Genomic DNA, 15,079 nt, shown 5'->3' with positions numbered 1-15,079 from the left:
TACTAATTATGACACTAAAGTATTGGGATTTGAGCTTACAAACTATACAAATTCGGCGAATTGCGGAATAACACCGATGAATTGCGAATAACTAGTTTATTTACTCAACACATTAGCACGTAGCCACTCTTCCAGGTAGCTGGTCCAGATAAAAGCAGGAGAATCATCGCGCATACCAAAGCCATGACCTCCTTCACTGAGAATGTGAAATGTGTGATGAACACCATATTTGTTTAGAGACTCGGCATAAACCTTAGAGTTTTGAATAGAAACAGCTTCATCATCTTTAGCATGGCAAATAAATGTGGGAGGGGTTTGAGCAGATGTCTGTTGTTCCAACGAAAACTGCTTGATTAGTTCTTTTGACGGACTTTTACCAAGAAGATTATTTCGACTGCCTCCATGTGTTAATTCGCTTTTCATGGAAATAACTGGATAGAGCAGGATAGAAAAATCTGGTTTGATAGGATCTGTACCCAAAGCGATATCAACTGGTTCAAATAAGTTAGAGCACGATGCGGCCAAATGACCTCCTGCTGAAAATCCCATGATACCAACTTGATTCACTTGAATTTTGTAATCGCCTGACAACTCCTTAACTAATTGAACTGCTCTTTGTGCATCCATTAGCGGCACATAAGTAGGGCGAGAGCATATACGAGCATTGGGCAAACGGTATTTTAACACAAATGCATGCAAACCTTGTTGACTTAACCATTCGGCCACTTGCGTACCTTCATGTTCATAGGCCTCCTTAGCGTATCCACCACCAGGGCAGATGATAATAGCTGGACACTCGGCATCACTTTTGCTTTTAAAAAACCATAATTCGGGCTCAGACACACCACTTAGTATTTTGGCGCCTCCCCAAGGCGATACTTCTCTAATTTCTTTAATTTCATGCTCGATATTTCGCGGTGGCACACCCTCCCATAGCGGAATAATCGCTTGTGAAAAACAGTTTGATAATGTCATAAAATGGAGAACAAATAGAATATAAACAGGCCTCGTAAAGGTATTAATCGACATAAGTCATCATTTGATTGAGGTACCAATTATAATCAATTTCTTCCGCTTTTGAGTTTAAACATACCACAACCATATTTTTTGATGGCATAACAGCAACTCGTTGTCCTCGGTAACCATTAAGGAAATAAACATCTGCAGGCATATCGGGCATATGAATCTGCGATGCATTCAACCACAGCTGAGCACCATATTTACCATTGGATGCACGGGCAGGGCGTGTACTGTAATCGACCCACCAATCTGGCAATAATTGTTCGCCCATCCAATTTCCCTTATTCAAATAAAGCATACCAAAACGGGCCCAATCACGAGCCGAGCAATAACCGTATGATGAGCCCACAAATGTGCCCGTAGCATCAGTTTCAATATAGCTATGCTGCATCCCAAGTTTATTGAACAATGCTTTTTGTGGGAACTGATAGTAATCATTATAATTATTGAAGCATGAACGCAATATCCCTGAAATAATGTTAGTTGTACCCGACGAATATTTCCAGATAGAATCAGGCTTTACTGCGGCCTCAGGAGAAATGGCATAAGCATACATATCCGATTCAACGTACAACATTTGCGAAACATCGGTTAGTTGTGTTTTTGAGTAGTCTTCGTTCCAGGCGAGACCGCTACTCATTTGCAATAAGTTGTTAAGTGTAATTTCACTTCGCTCATCGTTCTGCCATGCTTCTATGTCAGCTGCATCATTTATATCTAACTTCCCTTCTTTTACCAATATGCCAGTCAAAGCGGCGGTAATCGTTTTAGTCATGCTCCAGCCCAACAAAGGAGTAAATTCATTAATTCCTTCGGCATATTTCTCTTCTATAATCTGTCCGTCTTTAACAACCACAACAGCGCGCGAAGTTTCTTCGAATTGCTGATCAATGAATTGTCTCAATCCTTCTACATCTACTCCTTGAGGTATGTTATCAACCAGAACACTTCCTTGTGGCCATGGCAAAGTATCAAATTTACTCCTTGGCAAGGATAACCTCTCATTAATGCTGCTGTTGCCTTTGGGAAATAAGGTGGCGCCAACTCCATCGGCATAAGTAGCCGTTTGGGATACCAAACCAAAGATGGAACTTTTAACGGTTTTGGTTTCCTCATCCACCACATTAACAACGTTATTAAATGGAAAAGCTGTTAATTCCATTTGCTCTACTTGCTGTTGCGACATGCCTTCAACAAACACACCCGAGCAGAGCATTTTAGCTGAATACCCTGTTGCACCGCGAAGTAGAGGGTATAAAACAAACCCTAAACCGATGAATAATATTAGCACTAATAAACCCACTACCTTAAGTAACTTCTTTAGTAATTTCATGATGAACAAAAAGATGAATTGAATATCCCAATTAATTTAATACAAACAATCAAGCTTGTAAATACCTAATAATCAAAACATCATTTTTATAAATAGTTTTGACAGAGGTGTTAACAACAAGAAAGGGTAAAATTAGGTACGCATACGCCCCATTAAACCTGTATAGCAATTAGTACACATTTGCCAATTCTAAAATATAGAATCAGTTAGTATAAAAACATACATGTTTTAGGTTGTAACGCCAATGTACAAACTATCTATAAAAAGACAACGTTTGCACTGTTCAATTGTTCGGAAAATGCGTCTATCGAAGTAGGTTCTAGGGCTATTAAGCAATCATGCCGTAAACAATATTTCCAATTGTCAGGTATAGAAACATGCCAATAATATCATTCATCGTAGTGATAAATGGTCCTGTTGCCAAGGCAGGATCAATCTTCATTTTATTTAACAACAAGGGTACAAAGGTACCGAACAGGCTGGCAAAGAATACCACTGAGAACATGGCTGCAGTTACAGTAACTGTTAAAGCCACATCATCGCGAAACAAATGATTGTATGAAAAAATAAGAATCGATAATATACCTGCGTTTAACAAAGCAATACCCAATTCTTTCAATAATTTGAGCCAATTGGTTTCCAGGCCTATGGAACCCGATGCAATTGATTGAACAACAATAGCCGAAGACTGCATACCCACATTACCACCCATGGCGGCAATCAAAGCCATAAATAAAGCCAATCCAGGGTGCTCATCAATAAGATCGAGATGACCTGTAGCTACCCACGATGCAAAAATACCTCCTGCTAAACCAATTAATAACCATGGTATTCGTGCTCTGGTGTGTTGCCAAACACTATCTGATGCTTCAACATCTTCGGTAATACCCGAGGCTAACTGATAATCCTTCTCAGCCTCTTCGCGAATAACATCTACCACATCATCAATGGTAATACGACCAACTAAGCGACCAATAGAGTCGACTACGGGCAGTGCCACAAGGTCATATTTATCCATGATATTACTTACATCCTCTGCATCTACATCTACCTTAACCGAGATAACATCTGAGCTATAGATATCTTTTACCTGCACATCGTTACGGCTAAGCAACATCCGCTTTAAGGACAAGGTTCCTTTCAGTAATCCATCATTATCAACCACATATACATAATACACCTCGTCAATTTCTTCGGCTTGGCGACGCATGCTACGCAAACAGGTTGGTATGGCCCAATTTTCCTTCACTTTAATGAGCTCTTTGGCCATTAATCCACCGGCCGTATCCTCATCATAGGTCAGTAGGTCAGCAATATCGCCTGCTGTAGAAACATCGTCAATATGAGAAAGTACTTCTTGTTGACGCTGGTCATCCAATTCCCCCAGTACATCAGCCGCATCATCGGAGTCCATATTATCGATGAAGCGCTTGGCAATGACATCACTTGGCAGACTATCCAAAAATTTCTTTCTGTCATCCTCCTCCAGCTCAGTTAGTACATCAGCAGCAGTATCATCATCCATTAAAAAATAAATGAACTTGGCTTCATCAAGGTTTAATTCCTCGTAGATTTCAGCAATATCGGCTGGGTGTAATTCCTCTAGTAATTTTGATATAGCGGATTCATTCTTCGCATCTATCAGTTCTTTTAGGTTGTCAACATACTCCCTTGTTAATTCAAAATTGACCATATTACTAGAGTTTAGAGATACTTACTACATTGGATTCGCTTCAATTAGCTGAGTTAATTCTATAAAATCAGCAACACTCATTTGTTCAGGACGACGCGTTAAGAAGTCATGATCAGCAATAGCCTCTTTATTAAAAGGTATGGCTTTAAGTGAATTTCGAATGGCCTTACGGCGTTGATGAAAAATAGCTTTAACAACCTTCACAAATAATTTCTCATCACATGGTAAAGCGACAACATCGTTTCGTGTTAAGCGAATAACACCAGACTGTACTTTTGGCGGAGGGCTAAACACCTCAGCTCCAACTGTAAATAAGTATTCAATATTGTAGAATGCTTGTAGCAAAACACTTAAAATACCATATTTTTTAGTTCCTGGGCCTGATGCAAGACGCTCAGCGACTTCTTTTTGCAACATTCCAACTACTTCTGGTATTTGATTACGGTATTCGAACACCTTAAAAAATATAGGTCCCGAAATATTGTATGGAAAATTACCTATTAGGGCAAAGGGCGTTTTATAAATATCGGTTAAATCCAGTTTTAAGAAATCTTTAAAGTGAATTCGCCCTTTTAACTCTGGGTAATGAGCTGATAAATATTCAACAGACTCTTCATCTAGCTCAATCAGGTTTAGATCAATGTCAGGACGTTGAACAAGGTATTGTGTTAAAACCCCAGTTCCAGGACCTATTTCCATTACCTGTTGGTTATCATTGGAAAGACCAGTGACAATATCTTGGGCAACTGTTAAATCTGTAAGAAAGTGTTGACCTAAATGTTTTTTTGCTCTTACCATAACCCAATCTAATGTTAATATTACTGTTCTAAACCACCTAAGGACTCTACCTTTGGTCAAAGAGATACAAATTAGTATATTCGACCCTCTTAATAGCGCGCAAAGGTAAAAAAACGAGACTGAAAGCCGTTATGAAGATACCTAAAAATTTAAATTCGTTCAATCAGTGAAGAAATCCATCTCCAAGCTAATCCAATTTATACTTTTTCCCGCCATTGGCATATTCATCATCTACCAATTATATAAGGATCAGAATGCTGAAGAAATACTACAAGCACTGCGTAATGATGTAGATTACATGTGGATTGTTTTATCCATCCTTATTGGTTTATTAAGTCACTTAAGCAGAGCTATCCGCTGGCAAATGCTAATTGAACCCATTGAAAAGAAACCGGGCCTAGTGAATACCTTTTGTGCCGTTATGACAGGTTATTTGGCCAACCTTGTTTTCCCCCGCATGGGAGAAGTATCACGATGTGGTGTATTAAGCAAATATGAGCGTTTGTCGTTTACACGTGTTGTAGGAACGGTAGTTGCCGAACGTTTAACCGATTTATTTATGTTACTCCTGATAATCATTGCGGTTTTAACGCTGCAATTTGATTTTATTGGTGGTTTTTTAATGCGTACGCTTAAACTCGATTCGTTCAGTGAAATTTTATTATCGCCCATTTTCTACGCTATTATTTTATTAAGCCTTGTTGGCATGTTTTTAGTTAAGCGTTACGCCAAGCAGTATAAAGCACTTATGTTTCTTAAAAACCTAATGTCCAAATTTACCGAAGGACTTAGTTCAATACGGAAAATAAAAAATAAGCCTGCTTTTATATTTCACACATTACTCATTTGGTTCTTGTATTTCTTAATGATATACGTGTGTTTTTACAGCTTACCAGCCACGTCGTCGTTGGGTATTAACGCAGGCATTACCATTTTACTCACTGGCAGCTTAGGAATGATTGCCCCTGTGCAAGGCGGCATTGGCGCTTGGCATTTTATGGTTATTGCAACACTCAAGTTATATGGTATTCCAGCCGAAGATGGTGGTGTTTTTGCACTTGTGGTTCATGCTGCTCAAAACTTAATGATTATTGTGGCAGGACTCATTGCTTTTGGTCTTTTGCCAATTTTAAATCGTTCGCATCATGCTAAGAAGTCGCCATTGGCAACAAATAGCTAAATATTTAATTCTACTATTATTTATTTCGGCCTATGGATATATTCTTAATAGGCTGCTGCAATACGAGCATTGGAACGAAGTACTGATTCAATTTAAACAAAGCAGTCAAAAGCCATTCTATTTGGGCACTCTAATCTTATTATGGTGCCTCAACATTGTATTGGAGTCAAAAAAATGGCAATCCTTAATGATGCCATTCACTCACTTAAGTTTTACGTCGGCTTTACAACAGGTTTTGGCAGGCAACACAACAGCGGTTGGCTCTCCTGGTAGAATTGCCGAAATGGGTGGACGCATGCTACTACTTCCAAAGGCGCTAAGAGTGCATGCTGCCATGATGACCACAGTAGGAGGCATACTGCAAAATATCGTTATCATCACGGGAGGTATATTCGGCTTCTTCCACGTCACAAACATTAAACACAGCACCGTTCTACCTTTAAGTATTCCAATTTCAGCAGTCATTCTGTTATTACTACTGGTGTCGTTATTAGTATGGAAATGGGCACCCGATAAAGTCCGTTATTATATTAAAACACTAAGAAACATCCGATTAAAAAACATATTTACAAGTTTATTTTGGACGATAACACGTTACCTGGTCTTTATCGCACAGCTTTATGCATGGTTCCAATTTTGCGGATTAAACATTTCTATCACTATTTTTCTGCCTCTGTCGGTTTCTTACTTTTTCTTAATTACCCTAGTGCCATCTCACATACTAATTGACATGGGTATTAGAGGTGGCGTGGCTATCTTCCTCTTTTCTAACATTATTACCAACACGCCACTAATTGTTATGGCAACTTTTTTTATGTGGCTTAGCAATGTAATGATACCAACCTTGCTTGGCTCAATCATTATTATCCGCCAAAAGCTAATAAAACAGGCTGTTATACAAAAAGAGAGCTAAGACGTTTATGTTTTTTTATAAATCTGCTTATCTTAGTTGCATTATACTATTTGTTAACCTGAACAAAGCTTGCAATGGAAAACTATATTCTATCATTAATAAAGGAAAATAACCGTGTGATTGTGCCTAATTTTGGTGCTTTCATCGTCGCTAAAGAAAACGGATTTTCAGTTCTGTTTAATAATTTCTTAAGTTTTAATGATGGTCTTTTGGTTGATTACATTGTTACTCAAGAGGGCATTAACAAAGATGAGGCTGAGTTAAAGGTTGACAATTACGTTGAACAGATTAAAGCAACTTTAGATAGTGATGGTTCCTATTCTATTGCTGGACTTGGAACGTTTACAAAAGATGCAGCTGGCATACTACGATTTGAGCAAAACGAGGATTTGACTGAATCAACAGCTCTTGCACAGCCAACAACTCCAACTGAAAGTAATGATGATCTATTAGACATTGACAGTAACAATGATGCACAGCCATCAGATGACACTGCAGCAACTACAGTAGATTTACCAGAAACAACACTTAACGACGAAGCTCCTATTGCTGAGATTGAAGAAGAAAAGCCTGAACCAGAAGAACGTTTTAACGACGAAACAAAGTCTGAAGAAACAACATCTAGCGATGACCCGGTAGCAGTCGCCAACAAATATATCGATGAAGATAACTCAAAGCGTAATCGATCCATCGTCTTTTTCTTATCGTTCTTTATCTTATTGCCCTTAATCGGGTTTTCTGTTTACTTCTTTTTAATAAAAGATAATTCGCCTGCTCAAACACAAAAGCAGATAACACAAGAAATTAAAAAAGTTGAGCCAACTATTCAGCCAGCTAACGATGCAAATATTGGCCAAATCGAAGCAGGTCCAGATACCACCACAAAAAAAGAAATTGCACAGGTAGAGGAAGCAAACTCACAAGTGGAGGAAGAAGTAATCTCAACTGTGTATAAACCGCATCAGTTAATTGTAGGCAGTTTTAGCTCTGAAGCCAATGCTCAAAAAATGGTGGATAAACTCGCGACCAAAGGATTCGATAAATCCTTCTTTTTCCAACATAATAATCGCTTCTTAGTTAGCCTCGAATCATTTGAAAAGGTGCATCAAGCGCAAGCAAAGCAGGAAGACATCTTGCAAAATAAACGGATGGAAAGTTGGATAATAACCAAACGACAATAAAACTTAACTAGCCGGATACTAATCCGGCTTTTTTGATTATGATAGAGATCGCCATTCTCATATTACTGTTGCCACTAGTGGCTTACGCCTCGCAAATAGCTGATTGGTATTTTCAATGGGTTAAATCAGCTTATTACGAGCCTATTGAAACACAAAAGCTTGGGGTATCTGTTATTATTCCATTTAAAGATGAAGCGAGCAACCTTGGTAAGTTAATTGACTCACTGCAACAACAGGTACATCCAAAATACGAAATCATATTGGTCAATGATCAGTCGGAGGATGAGAGTTTAACTATACTTCATGAAAAAATTAGTAAGCAAACATCCTTGGATGTGAAGTTACATAACACCTCCTCATGCGGGAAGAAAGCTGCTATTTTAACAGGAGTAAATGCTGCCAAATATCCGTTAATTATTACCACTGATGCCGATTGTACATTTCATCCTGAATGGCTAACAACTCTTACATCTTTCTATCACGAAAAAAAAGCCGACTTAATCATCGGACCTGTGAGCATACAAGAGCGCAAAGGTTACTTAAATCGCTTTCAACGAATTGATTTTGCCGCCTTACAATTATGTGGCGGAGCTGCAGCATTACAACAAAAACCCATTATGTGCAATGGAGCTAATTTAATGGGTTCAAAAGAAGATTACTTACAAGCACAGCTACAGCCAGAAATAGCCTCGGGTGATGATATGTTTCTATTGGAATGGATGAAACAAAAAAAGCGAAGTATCCATTTTGTAAAATCCTACAAAGCAGCTGTATTAACAAATCCATGCAACACTTTAAAAGAATTCCTGCAACAACGTTCTCGTTGGGCCAAAAAAGCACCACATTATAAAGACAAGCAAATTATAAGAACTGGCTTAGTGGTCACACTCTTGAATGCGTTTATACCAATTAGCCTATTGGCGAGCATTTGGTCAACTTTATTTCTTTTCGCATTTGCCGCTATGCTCGTTATTAAAACAGTAAGCGACTATAGTCTACTAAAGGCTGGCTCCCAAGATTTTAAAATACGAATAACGCTTTTCGAGGTATTTTATTGGCAGTTACATTATCCTATCTATGTTCTTGCTGTGTTATTATTTCCGCTATTCTACACCGTTAAATGGAAATCTCGTAGTATTTAATCGAGCTAAACCAAACGTATAAAAACAAAAAGCAGCCCTAAAGCTGCTTTAATCGTATATTGTTTAATGCTAAAATCAACTGGCTTTTAATCGAGCCATGTTAGCATGCTCCATTTTCTTTTTAGCAAAGTCAAGTGAAATCAACAACTCCTTAACACCTTCAGACGGCGCATTGAACATGGCATCCATCATAATGGTCTCGCATATTGAACGTAAACCACGTGCACCCAACTTAAATTCTACAGCGGTATCAACCACGTACTCCAACACCTCGTCTTCAAACTTTAATTCGATGTTATCTATCTCAAACAACTTCTCATACTGCTTGATGATTGAGTTTTTAGGCTCGGTTAAAATACGACGTAGTACCTCACGGTTTAGCGGCTGTAAGTAGGTAAGAACAGGTAATCGACCAATTATCTCAGGAATCAAGCCAAATGACTTCAAATCCTGAGGCGCGATGTACTGCAACAAATTCTCAGAATCAATCCTTTCATTGGATTTGCTGGCCATATAACCTACCATTTTCGTATTTAATCGTTGGGCAATTTTACGCTCAATGCCATCAAAAGCTCCACCGCATACAAATAGAATATTCTTGGTATTAACAGGAATCATTTTCTGCTCAGGGTGCTTACGACCTCCCTGAGGTGGCACGTTCACAATCGATCCCTCTAAAAGCTTTAATAAACCTTGTTGTACTCCTTCGCCAGATACATCGCGTGTAATAGATGGATTATCACTCTTACGGGCAATTTTATCAATTTCATCAATAAAAACGATGCCTTTTTCGGCGGCTTCCACATTGTAATCAGCTGCTTGCAATAGGCGTGTTAATATACTTTCGATATCTTCGCCCACATACCCAGCTTCTGTTAATACAGTGGCATCAACAATAGTAAAAGGCACGTGTAACATTTTAGCAATGGTACGCGCAAGTAATGTTTTTCCAGTACCTGTCTCTCCAACCAAAATGATATTTGATTTCTCAATCTCAACCTCATCGGAAGTACTTTTCTGCATCAATCGTTTGTAGTGGTTGTAAACGGCCACCGACAAATATTTTTTTGCAGCTTCTTGCCCAATAACATATTGATCTAAGAACCCTTTGATTTCCAACGGCTTTAAAAGCTTTATTTCATCTACATCAAAAGAGTTCTTTTTCTTAACCTCTTCATCTAAGATGCCATGCGCTTGTTCAATACAGCTATCACAAATATGTCCTGACACACCAGCTATCAACAAGTTTGTGTCTTTCCTTTCTCTACCGCAAAATGAACATTTATCCATATTTCTCTCTCAGTATATAAAACGAATGCAGAGCCAAGCGTAAAGCTGATTCTGCATCGCTTATAGTTTTATAATTTCCTACTTGCTAGCATTGCGAACAAGAACCTCATCAATCATTCCATAATCTTTGGCCTCTTGTGCAGTCATCCAGTAGTCGCGATCAGAATCTTTCTCCACCTTTTTATAGGTATTACCAGAGTGATCAGCAATAATCGTGTATAATTCTTTCTTCAACTTACCAATCTCGCGGGCCGTGATTTCAATATCTGAAGCCTGACCTTGTGCACCACCCATAGGTTGATGAATCATAATGCGCGAGTGTTTCAAAGCGGTACGTTTTCCTTTAGTACCTGCAGTTAGTAACACAGCACCCATTGAGGCAGCCATACCAGTACAGATTGTTGCTACATCAGATGAGATATACTGCATGGTATCGTAAATACCTAAACCAGCATATACCGATCCTCCAGGCGAATTGAAGTAAATTGAAATATCTTTTGACGGATCAGCTGACTCTAAATACAAAAGCTGTGCTTGAATAACGTTGGCCACATAATCATCAATAGGTAAGCCTAAAAAGATGATACGATCCATCATCAAACGCGAAAAAACGTCCATGCTGGCAACGTTTAACTGACGCTCTTCAATAATGGTTGGCGATATGTAGCTATTGCTAACTGATGTATATTGGTCCAAAGCCAGGCTATTGATACCTAGGTGCTTTGTTGCATACTTTTTAAAATCTTTTGGATCAATCATTTTCAAAAGTTTTTGTTTCGAAGCGCTAAATTAACAATTTACCGCGAACTATTTTACAATAGCGGCAGATATGAGCAAAAGTTAACACGACTTAACTAAAATAAAACAGCCCCGAATAACTTCGAGGCTGTAGAATTTATGTTGTTATAAACAGTTTATATCTGCTTATTTACCTTCAAATAGTTTGTTAAACTCATCACGAGAAACTTCTTTCTCTTCAACTTTAACTGCTTCTTTAATAAAGGCAATAACTTTATCTTGCATAGCACCCTCAGCCATTTGACGACGCTGCTCTTCTTGCTTAATCATTTCCTGAGCATAGTTCTCTAAGTGCTCATCAGGTACACTGTTTAAGCCATACTGCATGAATTGCATCTTAGCGGCTTTCTTAGCATATTCAATTACATCAGCTTCTTCAACTTTAATTTCGTTGTTTTTAATGATGTTATTGCGAATCAACTGCCATTTAAGATCTTCTAAGAAACGTGGCATCTCTTCGTCAATTGTATTGGCATCTAACTTTTCATTATCACGGTTAGTTGCTAATAACCAACGCTTCAAGAAAGCTTCTGGGAAATCAACTTTAATTTTACCCATTAATTTTTCTTTCGCATCAATTGAGAAACGATATTCTGTTTCCATCTCCATGTTTTTAGCAATATCTTCGTTGATACGTGCTTCAAACTCCTCTTCTGAATTGACAACACCCTCACCAAAAGCCTGGTCGAACAATTCCTGGTTTAACTCAGCTTCAACAAACTCAGTTACCTCAGTAATTGTGAATTGGAAATCACCCGTTAAAGCTTCCGCTTCTTCTTTAGTGATTTTCAACATATGTGAAATCTCAGTATCGTTAGGGAATGCTTTTTTAGGATCGAATACAATTACATCGCCCGCTTTAGCACCCATTAATTTTTTCTTCTCGTCTTCGTCTTTGATAATGGTCATTGACAATACCACATCCTCAGGAGCAATACCGTCTTCTTTTACAGCACCATTCTCCAATTGAGCGAAGTTACCTTTTACAAGCGCTTTTTCAGTAGCAGCATCAACTACTTCTGATTTACCAAAGCGACCAGTAACAGCGTCTTTTTGCTGTTTGAACATCTCTTCTGAAACAGCTACTTTGTATGCTGGTAATTTGATACGTTTGCTTAAGCTTAGTTCGATCTCCGGTGCAAGAGCTACGTCAAAAACAAAATCAAATTTATCAGTAGTATCAAAATCGATTAGCTCTTGAGCTTCTGATGGAAGAGGCTCACCTAATAAGTCTAATTTCTCCTCAACAATAAAGTTGTGAATTTTTTCAGACACAAGCTTGTTCACTTCTTCAGCAATAACAGCCTTTCCGTACATCTTCTTAACCACACCCATTGGCACTTTACCAGCACGGAATCCCGGCATGTTAACTCGCTTACGGTAGTCTTTAAGAACATTATCCACTCGGACAGCGTAGTCCTCTTTCTCAACAGTTAGTTTAATAACCGCGTTTAATGCGTCAATGTTTTCCTTTGAAATATTCATTTCCTAAAGATTTAAAGTGAACCGCTCCTCCTTTTTCTGTTTCCATTTTACAGAGGATGGTATCTATTTTTATTATTCACAATTTCTCTAAAACTTAAAAAACCGCCTCACATCGAATTGAATCGTAGTGAGGCGGTTTTAGTGCGGATGAAGGGACTCGAACCCCCACGCCCGAAGGCACTAGATCCTAAGTCTAGCGCGGCTACCAATTACGCCACATCCGCATTTCTTAGTTTCGCGGTGCAAAGATAAATCCTTTTTCTTTGCCTCCAAATTTTTTATTATAAATTTTGAAATTTATTTCTCTGGCTCAAATTCACGACGACGTAATTCAAAATCATCACCCAAGTACAAACGCTTCACATCCTCATCGGCTGCCAATTCCTCTGCCGTCCCGGCTTTCAATATCTTACCCTCAAAAAGCAAGTAAGCACGATCACAAATTGCCAAGGTTTCATGCACATTATGATCAGTAATTAGGATGCCAATATTTTTAAATTTTAATTTGGCAACAATTTCCTGAATATCCCTCACAGCAATTGGATCTACACCCGCAAACGGTTCATCCAATAAAATAAATTTAGGATTGATGGCTAAGGCACGAGCAATTTCTGTTCGACGCCGTTCTCCACCCGAAAGCTGAATACCCAAACTCTTACGAATATGGTGTAAGCTAAATTCACTGAGCAACTCCTCCAACCTATCTTTCTGATATTCCTTTGAAAAGTCGGTCATTTGAAGAACGGCTCTAATATTATCTTCCACACTCAACTGACGAAACACACTTGCTTCCTGAGCCAAATAACCAATGCCTTTTTGCGCTCTCTTATATACAGGTGCCTCGGTAATATCTTCATCATTTAAAAAGATACGACCACTATTGGGCGTAATCAGACCTACCATCATATAAAAAGAAGTGGTTTTACCAGCTCCATTAGGCCCGAGAAGACCTACAATCTCACCCTGCTTCACATTCACCGAAACACCTTTTACGACGGTTCGGCTTTTATACTTCTTTATCAATGTATCAGTATGCAGTTTCAATGCTTGCTCTTCCATACTTCTTTAGTTTTTATCAGGTAAATTCGTTTGCCTCTTTTTCTCCAGTCGTTTTGCTATAACAATACCAGACTCATATAATATAATCAATGGAAAACACACCAATATTTGACTAATTACATCTGGAGGCGTTATAATGGCCGCTAACAGCAAAGCAATTACAATGGAGTGTTTGCGGTATTTTATCAGAAAATCAGATGTTACCAAACCTACTTTCGCTAGAAAATAAATAAAAATAGGCAGCTCGAAAATGATACCACCGGCCAATACTATTGAGGTAATGGTACTAATATACGAACCTAGGTTTACTATATTCTCAACACTTTCGCTCACCTGGTAAGTCCCTAAAAAATGAACCGAAAGTGGACATATAATATAGTAGGCAAACAAAATTCCAATGGTAAACAATGTTGATGCGAAAAATATGGCTCCCCTCGAATTATTGATTTCATTTTGATACAAAGCTGGTCGAACAAAACGCCAAAACTCCCAAAATATATAAGGAAAGCCAACAACAATGCCCACTACAAAAGAAACCCAAATGTGCGTGGTAAACTGACCTGACATATTGATATTCTGAAAGCTTAATTGAGCCTGATTAATACACAACAAAGGCATATTCAAGATATTGGCCAATTCGCACAAGAGGCGATTGGTAAAAAAATCAGGATTTGAGGGTGCCAGAATAACCGTATCAAACACAAACCCCTTAAAAATGAAAGCCAATATTGCGAAAATAAAAACACTCCCAAAGGCTCTTACTAAATGCCACCTTAGTACTTCCAGGTGATCAAGAAACGACATTTCTTTAACGGGTTCTTTCGACATATAATGTACACTTCAATTAATCAAAGAATGAAACAAATTTAATAAACCTTACTTTCCTATTGCATTCATTATTTAAAGCAATTCGCACTAGCAAACAAAAGTAGAGCAATGCGCATTAACAAAAAGTTAAAATTTATTAAACACAACTTACACTATTAAGACAATAAGCGTCATGCGAAGATAATACACCAAAGCCTAAACACAAACTTTTGGTTATACCAAAGATATTATCTAACTTCATTCGAGATTGTAAAAAATTAGCGGATAATTTGTAGGGAAAAGGGAGCATTTTATCACCAACTAGAATTATTATACAGTTCTTATATTTTTGTTGCAATCTATTAATCGAGGATAACAGT

13 protein-coding genes and 1 tRNA gene are annotated in these 15,079 nt (G+C 38.2%); 4 read left to right on the top strand and 10 right to left on the bottom strand.

Annotated elements, in window-relative coordinates; translation table 11 throughout:
• Positions 1-96 precede the first annotated feature (96 nt).
• The 4 genes from FNN09_RS07615 to rsmA all read right to left on the bottom strand — a co-directional run bounded on the left by FNN09_RS07615 (position 97) and on the right by rsmA (position 4,844).
• The gene (locus tag FNN09_RS07615) at positions 97-975 is read right to left on the bottom strand and encodes an alpha/beta hydrolase (RefSeq protein WP_143301121.1); all 879 of its coding nucleotides are present in this window, start codon (positions 973-975) and stop codon (positions 97-99) included.
• 43 nt (positions 976-1,018) lie between these two features.
• Positions 1,019-2,353 (bottom strand): serine hydrolase, encoded by a 1,335-nt coding sequence (locus FNN09_RS07610; protein ID WP_143301119.1) that lies wholly within the window; start codon positions 2,351-2,353, stop codon positions 1,019-1,021.
• Between the two features lie 328 nt (positions 2,354-2,681).
• Complete coding sequence (mgtE, locus tag FNN09_RS07605) at positions 2,682-4,046, bottom strand: magnesium transporter (protein WP_143301116.1); 1,365 nt, start codon at positions 4,044-4,046, stop codon at positions 2,682-2,684.
• 24 nt (positions 4,047-4,070) lie between these two features.
• Entirely contained in the window at positions 4,071-4,844 is a 774-nt protein-coding gene (gene rsmA / locus FNN09_RS07600; protein ID WP_143301114.1) for a 16S rRNA (adenine(1518)-N(6)/adenine(1519)-N(6))-dimethyltransferase RsmA, read from the bottom strand.
• 166 nt (positions 4,845-5,010) lie between these two features.
• On the opposite strand from rsmA, the gene FNN09_RS07595 reads away from it, so the two are divergent.
• From FNN09_RS07595 to FNN09_RS07580, 4 genes are all read left to right on the top strand, one after another.
• Positions 5,011-6,024 carry a lysylphosphatidylglycerol synthase transmembrane domain-containing protein gene (locus FNN09_RS07595; RefSeq protein ID WP_143301111.1) on the top strand — a complete coding sequence of 338 codons (1,014 nt, stop codon included), beginning with the start codon at positions 5,011-5,013 and terminating at the stop codon, positions 6,022-6,024.
• Positions 5,990-6,937, top strand: a complete 948-nt coding sequence (locus FNN09_RS07590; RefSeq protein ID WP_143301108.1) for a hypothetical protein — start codon at positions 5,990-5,992, stop codon at positions 6,935-6,937. Before FNN09_RS07595 ends, FNN09_RS07590 begins: the two co-directional genes overlap by 35 nt.
• Before the next feature lie 74 nt (positions 6,938-7,011).
• Positions 7,012-8,118 (top strand): SPOR domain-containing protein, encoded by a 1,107-nt coding sequence (locus tag FNN09_RS07585; protein WP_143301106.1) that lies wholly within the window; start codon positions 7,012-7,014, stop codon positions 8,116-8,118.
• Positions 8,119-8,156: 38 nt separating this feature from the next.
• Positions 8,157-9,260 (top strand): glycosyltransferase, encoded by a 1,104-nt coding sequence (locus FNN09_RS07580; RefSeq protein WP_255434068.1) that lies wholly within the window; start codon positions 8,157-8,159, stop codon positions 9,258-9,260.
• 75 nt (positions 9,261-9,335) lie between these two features.
• Here FNN09_RS07580 and clpX read toward each other — a convergent pair whose 3' ends face one another.
• The 6 genes from clpX to tatC all read right to left on the bottom strand — a co-directional run bounded on the left by clpX (position 9,336) and on the right by tatC (position 14,720).
• A complete protein-coding gene (clpX, locus tag FNN09_RS07575) occupies positions 9,336-10,550 on the bottom strand; it encodes an ATP-dependent Clp protease ATP-binding subunit ClpX (RefSeq protein ID WP_143301101.1) in 1,215 nt (404 codons plus the stop codon).
• A gap of 78 nt (positions 10,551-10,628) precedes the next feature.
• On the bottom strand, positions 10,629-11,309 hold the full coding sequence (gene clpP / locus FNN09_RS07570; RefSeq protein WP_143301099.1) for an ATP-dependent Clp endopeptidase proteolytic subunit ClpP: 681 nt from the start codon (positions 11,307-11,309) through the stop codon (positions 10,629-10,631).
• Between the two features lie 165 nt (positions 11,310-11,474).
• On the bottom strand, positions 11,475-12,833 hold the full coding sequence (gene tig / locus FNN09_RS07565) for a trigger factor (RefSeq protein ID WP_143301096.1): 1,359 nt from the start codon (positions 12,831-12,833) through the stop codon (positions 11,475-11,477).
• A gap of 142 nt (positions 12,834-12,975) precedes the next feature.
• A tRNA-Leu gene (locus FNN09_RS07560) sits at positions 12,976-13,057 on the bottom strand.
• A 73-nt stretch (positions 13,058-13,130) separates the two neighbouring features.
• The gene (gene lptB / locus FNN09_RS07555) at positions 13,131-13,892 is read right to left on the bottom strand and encodes an LPS export ABC transporter ATP-binding protein (RefSeq protein WP_143301094.1); all 762 of its coding nucleotides are present in this window, start codon (positions 13,890-13,892) and stop codon (positions 13,131-13,133) included.
• Positions 13,893-13,898: 6 nt separating this feature from the next.
• On the bottom strand, positions 13,899-14,720 hold the full coding sequence (gene tatC / locus FNN09_RS07550) for a twin-arginine translocase subunit TatC (protein WP_143301091.1): 822 nt from the start codon (positions 14,718-14,720) through the stop codon (positions 13,899-13,901).
• Between the last annotated feature and the right edge of the window lie 359 nt (positions 14,721-15,079).

Origin of the sequence: Carboxylicivirga sp. M1479 (assembly GCF_007097485.1) — a bacterium.
Lineage (GTDB): Bacteria > Bacteroidota > Bacteroidia > Bacteroidales > Marinilabiliaceae > Carboxylicivirga.
Note: the sequence above shows the minus strand (reverse complement) of the source record. Positions and strands in the feature narration are given on the sequence as shown.

Excerpts from the sequence above, each read along its gene's own strand:
- FNN09_RS07615 (WP_143301121.1), bottom strand. The coding sequence starts at position 975 with ATGACATTATCAAACTGTTTTTCACAAGCGATTATTCCGCTATGGGAG.
- FNN09_RS07610 (WP_143301119.1), bottom strand. The coding sequence starts at position 2,353 with ATGAAATTACTAAAGAAGTTACTTAAGGTAGTGGGTTTATTAGTGCTA.
- mgtE (WP_143301116.1), bottom strand. The coding sequence starts at position 4,046 with ATGGTCAATTTTGAATTAACAAGGGAGTATGTTGACAACCTAAAAGAA.
- rsmA (WP_143301114.1), bottom strand. The coding sequence starts at position 4,844 with ATGGTAAGAGCAAAAAAACATTTAGGTCAACACTTTCTTACAGATTTA.
- FNN09_RS07590 (WP_143301108.1), top strand. The coding sequence starts at position 5,990 with ATGCTAAGAAGTCGCCATTGGCAACAAATAGCTAAATATTTAATTCTA.
- FNN09_RS07585 (WP_143301106.1), top strand. The coding sequence starts at position 7,012 with ATGGAAAACTATATTCTATCATTAATAAAGGAAAATAACCGTGTGATT.
- FNN09_RS07580 (WP_255434068.1), top strand. The coding sequence starts at position 8,157 with ATGATAGAGATCGCCATTCTCATATTACTGTTGCCACTAGTGGCTTAC.
- clpX (WP_143301101.1), bottom strand. The coding sequence starts at position 10,550 with ATGGATAAATGTTCATTTTGCGGTAGAGAAAGGAAAGACACAAACTTG.
- clpP (WP_143301099.1), bottom strand. The coding sequence starts at position 11,309 with ATGATTGATCCAAAAGATTTTAAAAAGTATGCAACAAAGCACCTAGGT.
- tig (WP_143301096.1), bottom strand. The coding sequence starts at position 12,833 with ATGAATATTTCAAAGGAAAACATTGACGCATTAAACGCGGTTATTAAA.
- lptB (WP_143301094.1), bottom strand. The coding sequence starts at position 13,892 with ATGGAAGAGCAAGCATTGAAACTGCATACTGATACATTGATAAAGAAG.
- tatC (WP_143301091.1), bottom strand. The coding sequence starts at position 14,720 with ATGTCGAAAGAACCCGTTAAAGAAATGTCGTTTCTTGATCACCTGGAA.